This is a genomic window from Streptomyces sp. NPDC093801 (assembly GCF_040701585.1).
Taxonomy (GTDB): Bacteria; Actinomycetota; Actinomycetes; order Streptomycetales; family Streptomycetaceae; genus Streptomyces.
Map to the genome: position 1 here is coordinate 12,279 of NZ_JBFBDP010000038.1, position 15,962 is coordinate 28,240.

Below are 15,962 nucleotides of genomic sequence, written 5' to 3' on the forward strand. Positions count from 1 at the left end.
GGGTACGTACGTTCTCATGAGCCTGCGGTATTCAATCAGCCAATCGGAATCCGACGTTCAGACTCCCGTCGTTCCCGCGTCGACGTACCGCCTCCAGCTGACGCCCGCGTTCCCCTTCGCGGCGGCCGAGGCGGCCGTACCGTACCTCGCCTCCCTCGGCGTGTCACACCTCCACCTGTCCCCCGTACTGGAGGCGGTACCGGGCTCGGCCCACGGGTACGACGTCACCGACCACGGGCGAGTGCGGGAGGAGCTCGGCGGGGAGCGGGGCCTGCGCGCGCTGGCGGCCGCGGCCCGGGAGCGCGGGCTCGCCCTGGTGCTCGACATCGTGCCGAACCACATGGCGGTGCCGTCGCCGCTGCGGCTGAACCGGCCGCTGTGGGAGGTCCTGCGGGAGGGGCCCGGGTCTCCGTACGCGCGGTGGTTCGACATCGACTGGGAGGCGGGGGGCGGCCAGGTCCTGCTGCCGGTGCTCGCGGAACCGGACGAGCCGTTCGAGGTGGACGCCGCGGCGGGCGTACTGCGCTGCGGGGAACGGGAGTTCCCGCTGCGCGCCGGGACCTCCGGGCTGCCGCTGCCCGAACTGCTGGCCGCCCAGTGGTACCGGCCGGCGTGGTGGCGCGAGGCGCGTACCTCGCTCAACTACCGCCGTTTCTTCACCATTTCGGATCTGATCGGGGTACGGGTCGAGGACCCCGACGTCTTCGCGGCCACCCACGCCAAGGTGCTGGAGCTGGTCCGGGACGGGGTGGCGGCGGGACTGCGGATCGACCACGTCGACGGACTGGCCGACCCCGAGGAGTACCTGCGGCGCCTGCGGACGGCCGCGGGGGCCGGCTGCTGGGTGGTCGTCGAGAAGATCCTGGCCCGCGGCGAACGGCTGCCGCCGGCCTGGCCGGTGGCGGGCACCACGGGCTACGACGCGCTGCACCGGGTGGACGGGGTGTTCACGGACACCGCCGGAGCGTCCCGGCTGGCCCGCGCGTACGCGGAGTCGACGGGTACGCCCCCCTGGGAGGAGACGGCCTCGTCGGCCGCCCGGGAGGTGCTGACCGGCGACCTGGCCGCCGAGCTCGGCACGCTGGAGCGCCGGGCGGGGCGGGACCTGGCACCGGGCGTGCGGGAGTTGCTGATCGCCTCTCCGGTGTACCGGGACTACCCCGGCGGGCCGGGACCGGACGCGCGGACCCTGGAGCGCGCCGCCGCGCGGGCCGGGACGGCCGCGGTGGACGGCGTACGGGACCTGCTGCTGCGGGACCCGGCCTTCGCCGCCCGCTTCGCCCAGACCTCGGCGGCCCTGCGCGCCAAGTCCCTGGAGGACCGCGCCTTCTACCGCTGGGCCCCGCTGCTGTCGGCGACGGAGGTCGGCGGCGAACCGGGGGCCCCGGCGGTGTCGGCGGCGGAGTTCCACGCGTACTGCGCGGAGCGCGAGCGCGACTGGCCCGCCTCGGGCACGGTCCTGTCCACCCACGACACCAAGCGCAGCGCGGACGTCCGGGCCCGGATCGCGGCACTGACGCAGGCACCGGCGGCGATGGACGGGGCCGAAGGCGGCGGGGCCGGCGGGGCCGACCCGCAGCTGGCCTGGGTGGCCCGGCAGAGCGCGCTCGGGCTGGGCGACGTCCCCGAGCGGGGCCCCCGGCTGGCGGCGGCCCTGCTCAAGGCCGCCCGGGAGGCGGGGCTGCGCACCTCCTGGACCGACCCCGACGAGGCGTACGAGGCCGGCATCGCCGCTCTCGTCCCCCCGGATCCGGTGGAGCTGCCGCCGTCCCTCTCGGAGGCGGCCCGGGCCAACGTACTGGGCATGACCCTGCTGCACCTGGCGATGCCGGGGGTGCCGGAGGTCTACCAGGGCTCCGAGTACGAGTTCCGCGCCCTGGTGGACCCGGACAACCGCCGCCCGGCCGCCTTCCCCCGGGAGGCCCTGGCCGCCCTGGACGCGGGCACCGCCGCGCGGACCCTCGCGGAGGAGAAGCTCGCCCTGACGACCGCCCTGCTGCGCCTGCGGCGCGCCCGCCCGGCCGTGTTCAGGGGCTACGCCCCCCTGGCGGCGCACGGCCCGGCCTCCGAGCACTGCCTGGCCTTCACCCGTCCGGGCGGCCTGGTGGCGGTGGCCACCCGCCTCTCCCACCGCCTGGCGGAAGCCGGCGGCTGGCGCGACACCGCCCTCCCGCTCCCGCCAGGCCCGTGGCTCCCGGCCCACGGCCCGGCCCCGTCGGCCCCGTACGAGGGGGAGGTCCGGCTGACGCGGCTCCTGGCGACGGGCCCGGTGGCGGCCCTGGTCCGGGCGGGGTAGGGGGCCGCCCCGGGCGCACCCCGGCCGCACCCCGCCCCGGCGCCGCGCCGTGGGCCCCGTGCGGCACCGGCACAGAGATTCGGATGCAGTAGGGCGGGGGTGTGGCGGGCATGGCATGGGGGTGAGCCTCCTCCGTGACATGTGCTACCCCGCCCCGCACGAACTCGCCCTGGCCGCCCGTGCGCTGGCGGGGGAGCACCCCGCGCGGGTGCGGCTGCGCCAGGTCGGGCGGTCGCGGGGCGGGCGGCCGCTGTGGGTGCTGTCCGTCGCCGGGCGGGGCGGGGGCGAGGTGCTGGTCGTGGCCGGGGCGCACGCCAACGAGCCCGTCGGCGGGGCGACCGCGCTGGAGCTCGCGCGGCGGGTGGCCGGGGCCGCGGGGAACGGGCCGGGGTGGCACTTCCTGCTCTGCGCCGACCCCGACGGCGCCGAGCTGCACCGCACCCCCCGCCCGGATTCGCTGCTGGACTACCACCGGCACTTCTACCGTCCGCCGGGCCCCGAACAGCCCGAGTGGGCGCCGGCGCTGCTGCCCCCGGACCGGCTCCCGCCCGAGACCCTCGCCCTGACCGGGCTCATCGACGAGCTGCGTCCGGTCCTCCAGGTCTCCCTGCACGGCACGGACCTGGGCGGCTCGTGGGTGCAGCTCACCCGGGACCTGCCCGGGCTCGCCGAGCCCTTCGGGAAGTCGGCCGCCGAGCTGCGGATCCCGGTGGAGACCGGGGCCTCCGACGCCGCCGGCTGGGCGTCCCCCGGCCCCGGCGTCTTCGTGATGCCCGGCGGGGGCGTGATGGGGTCCCACTCCGAGGACACCCGGCTGAGCACCTGGTGCCACCGCGGGACCACCACCGCGATCGTCGAGGTGCCCATGTGGGCCTCCGACCTGGTGGCCGATCCCGCCCGGCACCCGGACCCGCGGGGCGCGCTGCGGGCGCTGGCCGGGCGGCTGGCCGGGGAGGCGGCGCGGGTGGCCGAGCTGCGCGAGGGGGTCGGGGCCGCGGACCCGGACTCCGCCGCGCTGCTGCGGGCGGTGGACTGGACGCTCCGGCTCATCCCGCAGGTCACCGCCGCCTGGACGGGGTCCGGGGCGGCCGCCGGGACGACCACCGCCGCCCTGGCCAGTCTCGACGCCTTCGGGCGGCGCCTGTCGCTGCGCGCCGCCGCGATGCTGCTGCGGGCGGTCCGGGCCCAGGGGCATCCGGCCGGGCCGGGCCTCGACCGGATGGTGACGGGGTGGTGCGAGGAGTTCTCGGCCCGCTTCCGGGCCCGGCCGGTGGCGGTGGCCACGCAGGTGGAGCACCAGTGCCGGACGGTCCTCGCCGTCCACCGGTGTCTTCAGACGGGCCAGGCGTAGCGGCGCTTGGCCCGGCCGGTGGCGCCCAGCCGGTCGTAGAAGCGGATCGCGCCCTCGTTCCAGTCGGGGGTCTGCCATTCGACGTGGCCGAGGCCGAGCTCGCGGGCGAGGCCGGCCACGCCCGCCATCAGGGCGGCGCCCAGTCCGTGGCCGCGGGCCTCCTGCGCCAGGTAGAGGCAGTCCATGTGGAGGTGGGGCGCGGCGTCCCAGAAGGCGAACTCCTCCGAGCAGGCCGCGTACCCCGCCACCGCGCCGTCGGGGGTCTCGGCGAGGAGCACCCGCAGCCGGGAGCCCTCGGCGAACAGCAGCGGCCCGAGCCGGTCGGCCAGGCCCGCGGGCCTGGGCGCGGACTTCTCGTAGGCGACGTGCTCGTGGATCAGCTCGGTGAGGCGGGGGAGGTCCTCGGGCCGTGCAGGGCGGATGCGCGCGTCGCGGTCGCGGTCGCGGTCGTAGAGGTGGTCGCGGTCGCGGAGGTGGTCGTGGAGGTGGTCCATGGGAGGACATCCTGCCGCCGGCCGCCGCGTCCCGCGCGGGCCGGGCGCCCGGTCCGTCAGTCGGCCGACAGGCGGAAGGACATCCGCCCGAACCCCACCTGGTCCCCCGCCCGCACCACGGCCACCCCCGTGACCCGACGCCCGTTGACGGTGGTGCCGTTGGTGGAGCCGAGGTCCTTGAGCAGCCACACCCCGTCCCGCAGGCTCAGCTCCGCGTGCGCCCGCGAGACCGTGTCGTGGCTGAGCCGCAGCCCGTTGCCCGGGTCGCGGCCGATCCGCAGCGGGCCGGCGGCCGGATGCGGGAGCAGCAGCTTCGGCAGGCGTTCGGCCTGCCAGGCCCGCCGGACCCCCGCCGAGACGGCCGACGCCCGTCCCACCCAGCCGAACAGACGGCTGGTCCACGGGGTTTCGGCGCCGAGGGGCCCCTCGCGGGTCTGGAGGTCGGCCAGCAGCACCGCCAGGTCCTCGGAGCGGCGGGCGACCAGTGCGAGTTCCATGCGGCGCAGGAAGGTGTCGTGCGACAGCCTCCCGAGGGCCGCGCCCTCCCTGAGCTGGCCCAGCGCCCGGTCCCGTTCCGCGTCGGACACGCGCGGGACGGGGAAGGCGGGGAACTCGAAACTCGACGTCACAGGGTGATTGTCGGCCCGTCGGGTGCGGAGTGTCCAGAACTCCTCCGGCCGTCCCGGAATGATGGGCACGATACGCATGCCGGAGGACGCCGCCCGCTGCGACCGGGAGGACCGGGCCCGGCGGGCTCCGGGCCGGGACGACCGGAACACGGCCGAAGACGACGACCGAGACCGAGGGGACCGTCCGTGCAGTTCGAGGTGTGGGCACCGCTGACAGGCCGGGTCGCCATGCGACTGGGCGACACCGACCACGAGATGACGCCCGATCCGGCCCCCGACCGCTCGGGCTGGTGGACGGCCGAGGCCCCGGCCGCCGACGGCGACCGGTACGGGTTCCGGCTCGGCGACGATCCGGCGGTCCGCCCGGATCCGCGCGGCCGGCGGCTGCCGGACGGCACGGAGGGCCTCTCCGCCGTGGTCGACTTCGAACCGCTCACCCCCCGCACCGCGCCCCCGCACGTCCCGCTCCAGGACGCGGTGCTGTACGAGCTGCACATCGGCACCTTCACCCCGGAGGGCACCTTCGACGCCGCGGCGGCCCGCCTCGGGCACCTGGCCTCGCTGGGCGTGACGCACGTGGAGCTGATGCCGGTCTGCCCCTTCCCGGGCCGGCACGGCTGGGGCTACGACGGGGTGGCGCCCTGGGCGGTGCACGAACCGTACGGGGGTCCGGCGGGGCTGGCCCGGTTCGTGGAGGCGGCGCACACGGCGGGCCTGGGGGTCGTCCTGGACGTGGTCCACAACCACCTGGGCCCCTCGGGCAACCACCTCCCCGCCTTCGGCCCGTACTTCACCGACTCCCACCACACGCCGTGGGGCGCGGCGGTGAACCTGGACGCGCCGGGTTCCGACGAGGTGCGGGCGTACCTGATCGGGAGCGCCCTGGCCTGGCTGCGGGACTACCGGGTCGACGGGCTGCGGCTGGACGCCGTGCACGCGCTGGCCGACGGGCGGGCGCTGTCCTTCCTGGAGGAGCTCTCGGCGGCCGTGGACGCGCTCGCCGCGGAGTCGGCGCGCCCGCTGTTCCTGATCGCCGAGTCCGACGCGTGCGACCCGCGCCTCACCACGCCCCGCACGGTCGGCGGCCTCGGCCTGCACGCGCAGTGGAACGACGACTTCCACCACGCCCTGCACACGGCGCTGACCGGTGAATCCCAGGGCTACTACGCCGACTTCGCCGCAGCTCCGCTGGGCGCCCTGGCCAAGACCCTGACCCGGGCGTTCTTCCACGACGGGACCTGGTCCTCCTTCCGGGGGCGCTCCCACGGCCGGCCGGTGGACCGCCGCCGCACCTCCGCGCACCGCTTCCTGGGCTACGCGCAGACCCACGACCAGGTCGGCAACCGGGCGCTGGGCGACCGGCTGTCGGCGTCGCTCTCCCCCGGGCTGCTGGCCTGCGCGGCGACGCTGGTGCTGACGGGGCCGTTCGTGCCGATGCTGTTCATGGGCGAGGAGTGGGGTGCGGGGACGCCCTGGCAGTACTTCACCGACCATCCCGATCCGGAGCTGGCGGAGGCCGTCCGCAGCGGCCGGCGCCGGGAGTTCGCGGCGCACGGCTGGACGGCGGAGCAGGTCCCGGACCCGCAGGACCCGGCGACGCGGGAGCGGTCCTGTCTGGACTGGGCCGAGCCGGAGCGGGAGTCGCAGGCCTGGCTGCTGGAGTGGTACCGGACGCTGGTGCGGCTGCGCCGTTCGCAGCCGGACCTGCGCGACCCGGACCTGGCGGCGGTCCGGGTCGCCTTCGACGAGGAGCGGCGGTGGCTGACGTTCCGCCGGGGCGACGTGCGGGTGGTCGTCAACCTGGGGACGGAGTCGGTGACGGTCGCGCTGGGCCGCAACGGGGTGCGGGTGCTGGCCTCGTGGGAGCCGGTGGAGCACCCGGGCCCCGACGGGCGCATCCGCGTGCCGGGCGAGTCGGCGGTGGTGCTGGGTCCGTAGTGCGGCGGGCTACTCCACGATCGCCATCGTGCGGGGGGCCTCGTTGAGCCGGCGGCCGCCGTCCTCGGTGACCGTGACGATGTCCTCGATGCGGACGCCGAAGCGGCCGGGCAGGTAGACGCCGGGTTCGACGGAGAAGCACATGCCGGGCACGAGGGGCTGTTCCTCGCCCTCGACCATGTACGGCGGCTCGTGGGTGGTCACGCCGATGCCGTGGCCGGTGCGGTGGATGAAGCGGTCGCCGTAGCCGAACTCGGTGATCACGGCGCGGGCGGCGCGGTCGACGTCCTGGCAGGCGGCGCCGGGGCGGACGGCCGCGAAGCCGGCCTGCTGGGCCTCGCGGACGACGTCGTGGACGCGCTGCTCCTCGGCGGTGGGTTCGCCGACGTGGACGGTGCGGGAGATGTCGGAGCCGTAGCCGTGCTTGAGGCCGCCGAAGTCGAGGACGACCATGTCGCCGTGCCGGATGACCCGGTCGCCGGCCTCGTGGTGCGGGTTGGCGCCGTTGGGGCCGGATCCGACGACGGTGAAGTCCACCTGGGAGTGGCCGTGGGCGCGCAGCAGTGCGGCGAGGTCGGCGGCGACGTCGCTCTCGCGGCGGCCGGCGAAGGGGACGTGGAGGATCTGCTCGTAGGCGGCGTCGGCGGCGGCTCCGGCGGCCGCGAGCCGGGCGAGTTCGCGGTCGTCCTTGACGGCGCGGAGCATGGGGAGCACCTCGGTGAGCGGCGCGTAGGAGGCCGCGGGCAACTCCTTCTGCAGGCCGAGGAGGTGGAGCGCCCAGGTGTTGTCGCTGACGCCGAAGCGGCCGCCGGCGTCGAGGAGCGGGGCGGTGGTCCGGTACGGGTCCGTGCCGTCGGTCCAGTCGCGCAGGGTGAGGGCGCCGGCGCCGGGGGCCTTGGCGGCGTCGGGGGCCTCCAGGGCGGGGACGACCAGGACGGGCTCCCGGCCGGCGGCGAGGACGAGCACGGTGAGCCGCTCGGTCTCGGCGGTGGGGCGGTATCCGGTGAGGTGGGCGAGGTCGGGGCCGGGTGCGATGAGCAGGCCGGCCAGTCCGGCGTCGGCGGCGGTCCGGGCCGCGGCGGCCATGCGGGCGGCGTGGTCGGCGGTGGTGAAGGGGGCCGGGCCGGGGTGGGCGGACTCGGGCTCAGGGCTGGGTGCGGTGGTCATACGGGGATCCTGCCGCGAGGCGTGCGGCGAGCGCAGCGGCCGCGCCGGACGTCGTCGCGGGGGCGAGGAGCTCCGTGCGGTGCACCAGGCGCGGGGCGTCGAGCGGTACGGCGACGCCCGTGCCGGAGGCCGTGGCGGCGGCTTCGGCGACGCCGCGGGGCAGGAGGACGAGGCCGTGCCCGGCGGTGGCGAGGGCGCACAGGGCGTGCAGGTCGGTGCCGTCGTAGCGCAGGGCGGTGCGCGCGGAGCCGTGGGCGGGGGTGAGCGGGAGCCCGGCGTCGGGGGCGTCGAGCCAGCGGGCGTCGGCGAGGTCGTCGAGCCGGACGGCGGCCCGCCGGGCGAAGGGGTGTCCGGCCGGGAGGAGGAGGGCCAGTGCCTCCTCCCCGACGCCGGTGGTCTTCAGCGGGGCCACGTCGGGCAGCCGGAGGGGGTCGCTGGGTGCGGCGAGGCCGTCCACGAGGCCGAGGTCGCAGTCCCCGGCGGCGACGGCGGCGGGCACCCGGTCCGGGGGCAGGACGCGCAGGGTGACGCCGGTGGCGGGGAGGGCGGCGAGCAGGCGCGGGCCGACGGCGAGGGGGGAGGCGGCGAGGGCGACCCGGCCGGGCGGGGCTGCGGCCAGGCGCAGGACGTCGGCGCGGGCGGCGTCGAGCCTCAGCAGGAGGGGTCCGGCGTGTTCGAGGAGCCGGGACCCGGCGGGGGTGGGGGCGACGGGGCGGCGGGTGAGGAGTTCGGTGCGGAGGTCGGCTTCGAGGGCGGCGATGTGCTGGGAGACGGCGGACTGGGTGTAGCCGAGTTCGCGGGCGGCGGCGGAGAAGGAGGCGAGGCGGGCGACGGCGACGAAGGTGCGCAGGAGGTGCGGGTCCATGGCTCCATGATCGCAAGCGGAAGCACTGGATCATCAGCTCTGCTTATCGAGTGTGCAGGAACAATCGTTGGCGCTGAAGTGGGGCCGGCCCGCAGGATGATCCGCATGACCACCGCACAGGCCGCCGCACCGGCCGCTCCCACCACCCCGCCCTCCTTCCCGCCGGCCTCGCCCCCGGCCCGGATCGCCCTGGTCGGCGACCGTTCCCCGCACGTGAGGTCCCACACCCGGGTCCCGCTGCTCCTCGACGCGCTGGCCGCGCGCGAGGGGCTGGTCCTCGACGCCTACTGGATCCCGACCGGGGACGCCGCGGCGGAGGCCGCCGCCGGGACGCTGGCCCGCTTCGACGCGGTGTGGGTGCTGCCGGGCAGCCCGTACGCCAGCGAGGCGGGGGCGCTGGCCGCGATCCGGGTGGCGCGGGAGGAGGGCATCCCCTTCCTCGGCACCTGCGGCGGGTTCCAGCACGCCCTGCTGGAGTACGCCCGCACCGTGTGCGGTCTGACGGGGGTCGCGCACGCGGAGAACGACCCCGGGGCGCAGGACCTGCTGATCGCGCCGCTCGCCTGCTCGCTCGTGGGGCACGAGGGTGTCGTGCGGGCGCAGCCGGGCTCGCTCGCGGAGTCGGTGCTCGGGGCGGAGCGGTCGATGGAGCGCTACCACTGCAGCTACGGGCCGGCCCCGCGGCACCTGCCGGAGCTCACCGCGCACGGGCTGCGGCTGTCGGGCCACGACGAGGAGGGGCAGGTGCGGATGGCGGAGCTGCCCGGGCACCCCTTCTTCCTGGCCACCCTCTTCCAGCCGGAGCTCGCCGGCGACGGGACGCGGCCGCACCCGGTGGTCCGGGCCCTGGCCGCGGCGGCCGTCGCGCACGCCGCGCGGCGTGCGGACGGCCTCGTCGCCCGGCTGGCGCAGAGCCTGGCCGGCAGCCGGGCCGGCGGATGACCCGGCGCGGAACCACCCGTCTGATCGGCTATGCTGTGCTTGCACAACGAACGGGTGGTCCGCCGCCCTTCGTGGTGGGTGTAGCTCAGTTGGTAGAGCACCTGGTTGTGGTCCAGGTGGCCGCGGGTTCGAGTCCCGTCACTCACCCTTTCCGTCCCGTAGGGGGCACGAGGTCCGCCTCGTGCCCCCTACGGGCGTTGTCCCGGGAGCTCACCCGCGGAGGAAGTCCTCCACCGCCGTGACGAAGGCCACGGGGGTCTCGTGCGGCGGGTAGTGGCCGGCGCCGGGGACCGTGACGACCGTGCAGTCCGGGTACCAGGCCTGCCAGGTGGCCCGCATCACCTCGGCCGTCAGGGCGAGGTCGTACTCCCCCACCAGGACCAGCACCGGGACGGTGTTGCCCTTGACCGCGGAGGACAGGTCGCGGGGCTGCCAGTCGGCGAGGTAGCCGGCGAAGGCCTCCGGGCGGGAGACGGCCAGGGAGTGGCCGACCATCCGGTCCAGCCAGTGGCGGCTCGCACGGTGGCCGGTGACGAGGTCGAGGATGGTGCGGCGCTTGGCGGGGTCCTCGGCGGCGCCGTGGAAGAGGGCGTGGGTGGCGTCGTCCATCGCGTAGGGCGCGGCCGGCACGGGACAGAGGCCGATCAGCTTCTCGACCCGCTCGGGCGCCCGGACCAGGACCTGCTGGACGGCCTTGCCTCCCATGGAGTGGCCGAGCAGGGAGAAGGTGTCCCAGCCGAGCTGGTCGGCGAGTTCGAGCACGTCGTCCGCGATCTCCGGGAGGGTGTGGCGGCCGGGGACGTCGCGCCGCTCGCCGTAGCCGCGGTAGTCGAGGAAGGCGTACGAGAAGCCCTCGGGGTCCATGTAGTCCAGTACGGAGCCCCAGTTGGCGGAGGTCCCGAACCAGTCGTGCAGCACGATGACGCGGACGGGTCCGGTGCCGATCCTGCGGTGGGCGATGGCCATGCGTTCTCCCTCGGTGAGCGGGGACGGGGAATCCGACGCCGTTCGTTCTGCCCACCGCGCCTACGATCACACCGTGCAGCCCACACCGCCCCGCAAGCCGCTGGTCATGGGGGAGTTCTCGCGGCCCGACGGGGCCCGGCACCCCCACCACCCCGCGCGCTACGAGATCGCCGACCCCGCCGAGATCCGCGAGGTCCGGGCCGTCCGCCGGATCGGGCGCCGGAGGGCGGCCGCCGCGGCCGCCGAGGGCGTCGTCTTCTGCGCCTGCGGGGACGACGACGGGACCGCGCACCCCACCCCCGAGTCGAACCGGCTGCTCGACCCGCTGTCCCCCGACGGGATCCCGGCCCGGCACCGGGAGCGGTGGGCCGCGGCGGCGCCGCAGGCGCTGCGGGCGTACGCCCGGGCGCTGGCCGGGGGCGAGGAGGAGCCGGGACCGCCGCGCGGGGTGCCGTACGCGGTGCTGTTCGGCTGGCTCGGCGCCGCGCGCGCGGAGCCCCGCGACGCGGCACGGCTGCTCGCCGAGCGGGGCCCCCGGCGGCTGCTGGCCGGGGTGTCCACGGAGGAACTGGCCTGGGCGGTACGGGGGACGGACCGGGCCGGGCTGGAGGGGGCGGTGCGCTTCTTCGCGAGCGAGGAGTTCACCACCCGCCACCCCAAGCGCCGCCGCGTCCCCGACACCGCCCGCGACCTGCTGCTGCGGCACGCCCGCAGCCACCGCCCCGCGGACCTGCCGGTCCTGGAGCGGCGGCTGCTGCGCACGCCGGACGACCGGATCAGACGGTCTTGATCGCCGGGTCCGAGACGCCGGGGGCGCCCGTCTCCACGTGGCCGGCGAAGCGGCGCAGGAAGGTGCCGTCCGCGTCCGAGACCACCGTCAGGTCGTACCAGCGGCCCGAGGCGCGCAGGTCGACGGTGCAGGGGACCGTGGCGCCCGGGTTGACCTTGAAGGTCTGGGCGGCGCCGCCGTAGGCGTGGGTGACCGTGAGGTTCACCGCGGCCGAGCCGCCGTTGGTCAGGGTCAGGGCCAGGTTGCCGGTGGCGTCCACGTGGCGGGCCGTGACCTCGGGGCCGGCCTTCTTCGCCGGGCCCTTCCAGGTGCGCAGGAAGCCGTTGGGGCCCCAGACCGTGAGGTCGATCGTATTGCCGGTGGAGCTGCTGGTGCTCCAGGTGTCCGAGAGGGTCTTGCCGGCCTCGACCGTGTAGGGCCAGGGGCCGTCCGTCCGGTTGCCGGAGGTGCTGTGGAAGTGGGCGCCGAGCTTCGGTCCGGAGGAGAAGGTGAGCGTGAACTTGCCGGTGGAGGTGGTGCGCGCGCCGTCCACGTACGGGCTGTAGCCCAGGGCGCGGGTGGGCTTGGAGCCGGCCTCCTGCCTGGGCAGGGTGCCGGTCGCCGGCGGGACCGGGTGGTAGGAGGGGTGCGCGTTGTGGTCCGCCGGGACGTAGGCGCTGGTGGAGGGCAGGGACGCGGGGGTCGCGTCGGCCTGGGTGAAGTCGAACGCCGAGGTCAGGTCGCCGCAGACGGCCCGGCGCCAGGGCGAGATGTTGGGCTCCTGCACGCCGAAGCGCTTCTCCATGAAACGGATCACCGAGGTGTGGTCGAAGGTCTCGGAGCAGACGTAGCCGCCCTTGCTCCACGGGGAGACCACGATCATCGGGACGCGCGGGCCGAGGCCGTACGGGCCGGCCGCGTAGCCGCCGCCACCGGCGTACAGGTCGCGGGTGACGTCGGCCGTGGACAGGCCCCAGGCGGAGGAGGCCGGCGGGTACGGGGGCACGACGTGGTCGAAGAAGCCGTCGTTCTCGTCGTAGGTGATGAAGAACGCCGTCTTCGCCCACACCGCCGGGTTCGCGGTCAGCGCGTCCAGGACCTGAGAGATGTACCAGGCGCCGAAGTTGACCGGCCAGTTCGGGTGCTCGCTGAAGGCCTCGGGGGCGGCGATCCAGGAGACCTGCGGCAGGGTGCCGTTCACGACGTCCGCGCGCAGCTTGTCGAAGTAGCCCTCGCCCGCCTTGGCGTTGGTCCCGGTGCGCGCCTTCTCGTACAGGGCGTCGCCGGGCTGGGCGTTGCGGTAGTTGTTGAAGTACAGCAGGGAGTTGTCGCCGTAGTTGCCGCGGAAGGCGTCGCCGATCCAGCCCCAGCCGCCGGCGGCGTTCAGTCCGTCGCCGATGTCCTGGTAGATCTTCCAGGAGACGCCCGCGGCCTCCAGGCGCTCGGGATAGGTCTTCCAGCCGTAGCCGGCCTCCTGGTTGCCGAGGACGGGGCCGCCGCCGGTGCCGTCGTTGCCGGTGTGGCCCGTCCACATGTAGTAGCGGTTGGGGTCGGTGGCGCCGATGAAGGAGCAGTGGTAGGCGTCGCACACGGTGAAGGCGTCGGCGAGGGCGTAGTGGAACGGGATGTCGTTCCGCGTCATGTACGCCATCGTCGTGGTCGTCTTGGCGGGCACCCACTTGTCGTACTTGCCGTTGTTGTACGCCTGGTGGCCGCCGGCCCAGTCGTGGTTGAGGCCCTCGACGAACTGCATGCCGAGGTCGTTGACCTGCGGGTGGAAGGGCAGGACGTCCTTCGTGCCGTTGGACTGGTAGAAGACCGACTTCCCGTTGTCCTGGAGCACCGGCCGCGGGTCCCCGAACCCGCGGACGCCCTTCATGGAGCCGAAGTACTGGTCGAAGGACCGGTTCTCCTGCATGAGGACGACGATGTGCTCGATGTCCCGGATGGTTCCGGTGCTGCCCTGCGCCGGTATGGAGGCGGCGCGGGCGATGCTCTCGTTCAGCATCGCGGCGGCGGCGGTGCCGCCCGCGATCTGCAGGAACCTGCGTCGGTTCAGTTCAGCCATGGTGGACGACCTCTGGGGGTGAGGGGGGAGACGGGCGCCCCAAGGACAGCGGGCCCGGGGTACCGGACGGAGATCCCCGTCTGACGCGGGGCCGTACAGCGGGCGAACGGAAGCCGCCGGGGGCGGAACTCCCGAACTGCTCGCACATCTGGTGGAATGACCTCCCACACACGGCACGGGGGGAACGGGGCATGGCGGGGAACGGGGCCGGGCATGCCGTGCGCCCGGGCGGCGGAGCGGGTCGGGAAGCGGTGCGGAACACGGTGCGGGGAACGACGGTACGGGCAAGAGGACGCCTCGCAACAGACCCTGACGGTACGTCAGTGACGGGGGCGGCCGGGGCGGAGGGGGACGCGTGAGCCTTCCGCAGTTCCACTACGACGGCGGGCCCGGCTTCGCCGCGGTGACGCCCGGGGTGTCCGGGGCGCTGCTGCGTGCGGCGGAGCCGCTCCTCGCCGACGGGCCGCCGCCGGGCTCCGGGGTGCTGAGCCTGAGCCTGCTCCCGGACGGCGGCCGGCTGCTGGCCCGTTCGGTGCGCACCGGGTCCGGGTTCCACGCGCACGCCGTCCACCTGCCCGAGGAGGCCGGGGGCGCCCTGCCGATCACCGCCTGGGGTTCGGCGCAGTGGCAGGAGCGGACCCCGCAGGACGGTCCGCCGCCGGCGCTCGACCGGATACCCGCGCCGGGGCCCTACGACGGGGCCGCGATGGCGGAGTTCGTGGCCGCCCGGGGGCCGTGGCTCGCCGCGTTCTTCGACGACGTGCGGCGGACCGCCGAGGAGCCCGGCGCGCCGCGGATCGTCCTGGTGGAGGCGGACGGCGCGGACGTGGCCCGGTGGGTCATGCTGGCGTGCGGGGTGCTGCCGCACGCGCGCGGCCGGCGGCTGAGCTTCACCACCTGCGCGCGGCACCCGCTGGAGGCCCCGCAGCAGCTGGTCGGCGCCCTGCCGCAGGACGCCGGCGCGGTGGCCGGCGGGGGCCGGCGCCACCGGGTGTACGAGGCCGGGCGCGGGCCGGCCCCGGAGGCACCCCGGGGCCCGGCCGCGCTGTGGGCGCGGACGGCCGCCGCGGTGTGGTCGGCCGGGCGGGCGGAGCTGTTCGCGCAGGTGCGCCGGCTTCCCGGGGAGCCGTACGGGGCGGGCCCGCTGGCCGCGCTCGCGCTGGCCGCCGGGGTCCCGCTGGGTTCGGCCGCCCGGGCGGCGGCGGCCGAGTGGGCCGCCGGGCACGGGGACGCGTGGGACGGCGTACGGCTGCGCGCGCTCGCCGGGGTGCTGCTCCGGCCGGGCGGGGAGCCGCGCGGGGCCGCGGAGGCGGCGGCGTCGGAGCGGCTCCTGGCCGCGCTGGACACGGGGGCGCGGGGCGCGCTCGCGGCGGAGCTGGAACCGGAGCTGCGGGCGGTCCTGGCCGACCCCGAGGGCGATCCGGCGGTGCCGGCGCTGCTGCTGGTGTCCGCCACCGCCCTCGGCGCGGACACCGCCGGGCTGCTCCCCCAGGCGGCGCGGAAGCTGGCGTGGGCCCTGTTCACGGATCCTGAGGGGGCGTACGGGGAGGAGGTGCGGGCGGCGCTGGCCGAGCTGCCGGCGCTGCGGGCCCTCGTACTCGACCGACTGGACTCCCTCGCGGCGGGCGATCCGCCCGCCGGTGCGCGGCTGTTCGCGCGGACCGCGCTGCGGCTGGGGGCGGCGGAGGCGCTGCCGCACCTGCGGATGTGCGCCCCGGGGCGGCCCGCTGGCGACCGGGTGGTGGCGCTGGACGCCCTCCTGCGGGAGGCCGGGGTCTCCCCGTACGCGGAGCCGCTGGTCCTGCGGACGGGGATGCGGCTGGTGTGGGACGAGGGCGCCCCGACCCCGGTGGAGGCCCGCCTGCTCCTGGCCACGACGGGCGCCCCGGTCCACCGCCGGGCGGGCACCTGGGAGCTCCTGGCCCGCACGGCCGTCGAGGCCCCGGCCGCGGACCCGGAGGCCCCGGAACTGGCGGCGGAGGTCCTGCGCCACTTCGGGGAGGAGCTGCCGGCGGAGCTCCGGGAGCGTCTCCTGGAGCGCGCGGACGCGCCCGCGGCGGAGGCACGGCAGGAGCTCCCCGCACGGCGGTCGCCGGAGGCCGACGACACCGGCCCCGACCGGACCGGACCGCCGCCGCAGGACTCCGACCGGACCGGGTGGCCTCCGCACGACCCCGACCGGACCCCCGGGCCGCTTCCGGGGGCCTGCGGCACCGGCCCCGGGGACGGGCCGCCGCCGCAGGCCCCCCACGACCGGCCGCGCCCCGGACGCCTCGCCCGCCTGCGCGGGCGCCTCACCGGCCCCGGGCGCCGCGGGGAGCCGCCCGCGGCGGCGGACTGACCCGGCGCCGCCCCGCCGGGGCCGGACGGGCGCCCCGTACCTGAGCCGTCGTACCGATCCCCTACTCAGCACGCCCGCAGGGGATCTGAGCACCCGTACTCAGGCCCGGCCGCCCACCGCGTTGCCATCGTGGACG

12 protein-coding genes and 1 tRNA gene are annotated in these 15,962 nt (G+C 76.4%); 7 read left to right on the top strand and 6 right to left on the bottom strand.

The window, feature by feature from the left end:
• Positions 1–16 precede the first annotated feature (16 nt).
• Together treY and AB0469_RS33680 are read left to right on the top strand one after the other, a co-directional pair.
• A complete protein-coding gene (gene treY / locus AB0469_RS33675; protein WP_366455285.1) occupies positions 17–2,296 on the top strand; it encodes a malto-oligosyltrehalose synthase in 2,280 nt (759 codons plus the stop codon).
• Between the two features lie 121 nt (positions 2,297–2,417).
• Positions 2,418–3,647, top strand: coding sequence for a M14 family zinc carboxypeptidase (locus AB0469_RS33680; protein ID WP_366455286.1), 1,230 nt, complete (start codon positions 2,418–2,420; stop codon positions 3,645–3,647).
• On the opposite strand, the gene AB0469_RS33685 is transcribed toward AB0469_RS33680, so the two are convergent.
• Both AB0469_RS33685 and AB0469_RS33690 read right to left on the bottom strand, forming a co-directional pair.
• A complete protein-coding gene (locus AB0469_RS33685; RefSeq protein WP_366455287.1) occupies positions 3,629–4,141 on the bottom strand; it encodes a GNAT family N-acetyltransferase in 513 nt (170 codons plus the stop codon). The genes AB0469_RS33680 and AB0469_RS33685 overlap by 19 nt on opposite strands.
• A gap of 56 nt (positions 4,142–4,197) precedes the next feature.
• Positions 4,198–4,770: a DUF1707 and FHA domain-containing protein gene (locus AB0469_RS33690; RefSeq protein WP_366455288.1), complete on the bottom strand. Its 573-nt coding sequence runs from the start codon at positions 4,768–4,770 to the stop codon at positions 4,198–4,200.
• A gap of 228 nt (positions 4,771–4,998) precedes the next feature.
• On the opposite strand from AB0469_RS33690, the gene treZ reads away from it, so the two are divergent.
• The gene (gene treZ, locus AB0469_RS33695; protein ID WP_366455333.1) at positions 4,999–6,708 is read left to right on the top strand and encodes a malto-oligosyltrehalose trehalohydrolase; all 1,710 of its coding nucleotides are present in this window, start codon (positions 4,999–5,001) and stop codon (positions 6,706–6,708) included.
• Between the two features lie 9 nt (positions 6,709–6,717).
• On the opposite strand, the gene AB0469_RS33700 is transcribed toward treZ, so the two are convergent.
• Both AB0469_RS33700 and AB0469_RS33705 read right to left on the bottom strand, forming a co-directional pair.
• The gene (locus AB0469_RS33700) at positions 6,718–7,875 is read right to left on the bottom strand and encodes an aminopeptidase P family protein (protein ID WP_366455289.1); all 1,158 of its coding nucleotides are present in this window, start codon (positions 7,873–7,875) and stop codon (positions 6,718–6,720) included.
• Positions 7,853–8,740 carry a LysR family transcriptional regulator gene (locus AB0469_RS33705; protein ID WP_366455290.1) on the bottom strand — a complete coding sequence of 296 codons (888 nt, stop codon included), beginning with the start codon at positions 8,738–8,740 and terminating at the stop codon, positions 7,853–7,855. The genes AB0469_RS33700 and AB0469_RS33705 overlap by 23 nt, the downstream gene beginning before the upstream one ends.
• 105 nt (positions 8,741–8,845) lie before the next feature.
• On the opposite strand from AB0469_RS33705, the gene AB0469_RS33710 reads away from it, so the two are divergent.
• Both AB0469_RS33710 and AB0469_RS33715 read left to right on the top strand, forming a co-directional pair.
• Positions 8,846–9,682, top strand: a complete 837-nt coding sequence (locus AB0469_RS33710; RefSeq protein ID WP_366455291.1) for a hypothetical protein — start codon at positions 8,846–8,848, stop codon at positions 9,680–9,682.
• Positions 9,683–9,756: 74 nt separating this feature from the next.
• A tRNA-His gene (locus AB0469_RS33715) sits at positions 9,757–9,829 on the top strand.
• 63 nt (positions 9,830–9,892) lie between these two features.
• On the opposite strand, the gene AB0469_RS33720 is transcribed toward AB0469_RS33715, so the two are convergent.
• Positions 9,893–10,648 (bottom strand): alpha/beta hydrolase, encoded by a 756-nt coding sequence (locus AB0469_RS33720; RefSeq protein WP_366455292.1) that lies wholly within the window; start codon positions 10,646–10,648, stop codon positions 9,893–9,895.
• 73 nt (positions 10,649–10,721) lie between these two features.
• On the opposite strand from AB0469_RS33720, the gene AB0469_RS33725 reads away from it, so the two are divergent.
• The gene (locus AB0469_RS33725) at positions 10,722–11,438 is read left to right on the top strand and encodes a hypothetical protein (RefSeq protein WP_366455293.1); all 717 of its coding nucleotides are present in this window, start codon (positions 10,722–10,724) and stop codon (positions 11,436–11,438) included.
• Here the strand turns inward: AB0469_RS33725 and AB0469_RS33730 are convergent.
• Complete coding sequence (locus AB0469_RS33730) at positions 11,425–13,485, bottom strand: phosphocholine-specific phospholipase C (RefSeq protein WP_366455294.1); 2,061 nt, start codon at positions 13,483–13,485, stop codon at positions 11,425–11,427. The genes AB0469_RS33725 and AB0469_RS33730 overlap by 14 nt on opposite strands.
• A 355-nt stretch (positions 13,486–13,840) precedes the next feature.
• Here AB0469_RS33730 and AB0469_RS33735 point away from each other — a divergent pair, with 355 nt between their 5' ends.
• Entirely contained in the window at positions 13,841–15,826 is a 1,986-nt protein-coding gene (locus AB0469_RS33735; protein ID WP_366455295.1) for a GTPase-associated protein 1-related protein, read from the top strand.
• Positions 15,827–15,962: the final 136 nt, after the last annotated feature.

Excerpts from the sequence above, each read along its gene's own strand:
- AB0469_RS33705 (WP_366455290.1), bottom strand. The coding sequence starts at position 8,740 with ATGGACCCGCACCTCCTGCGCACCTTCGTCGCCGTCGCCCGCCTCGCC.
- AB0469_RS33700 (WP_366455289.1), bottom strand. The coding sequence starts at position 7,875 with ATGACCACCGCACCCAGCCCTGAGCCCGAGTCCGCCCACCCCGGCCCG.
- treY (WP_366455285.1), top strand. The coding sequence starts at position 17 with ATGAGCCTGCGGTATTCAATCAGCCAATCGGAATCCGACGTTCAGACT.
- AB0469_RS33685 (WP_366455287.1), bottom strand. The coding sequence starts at position 4,141 with ATGGACCACCTCCACGACCACCTCCGCGACCGCGACCACCTCTACGAC.
- AB0469_RS33710 (WP_366455291.1), top strand. The coding sequence starts at position 8,846 with ATGACCACCGCACAGGCCGCCGCACCGGCCGCTCCCACCACCCCGCCC.
- AB0469_RS33730 (WP_366455294.1), bottom strand. The coding sequence starts at position 13,485 with ATGGCTGAACTGAACCGACGCAGGTTCCTGCAGATCGCGGGCGGCACC.
- treZ (WP_366455333.1), top strand. The coding sequence starts at position 4,999 with ATGCGACTGGGCGACACCGACCACGAGATGACGCCCGATCCGGCCCCC.
- AB0469_RS33720 (WP_366455292.1), bottom strand. The coding sequence starts at position 10,648 with ATGGCCATCGCCCACCGCAGGATCGGCACCGGACCCGTCCGCGTCATC.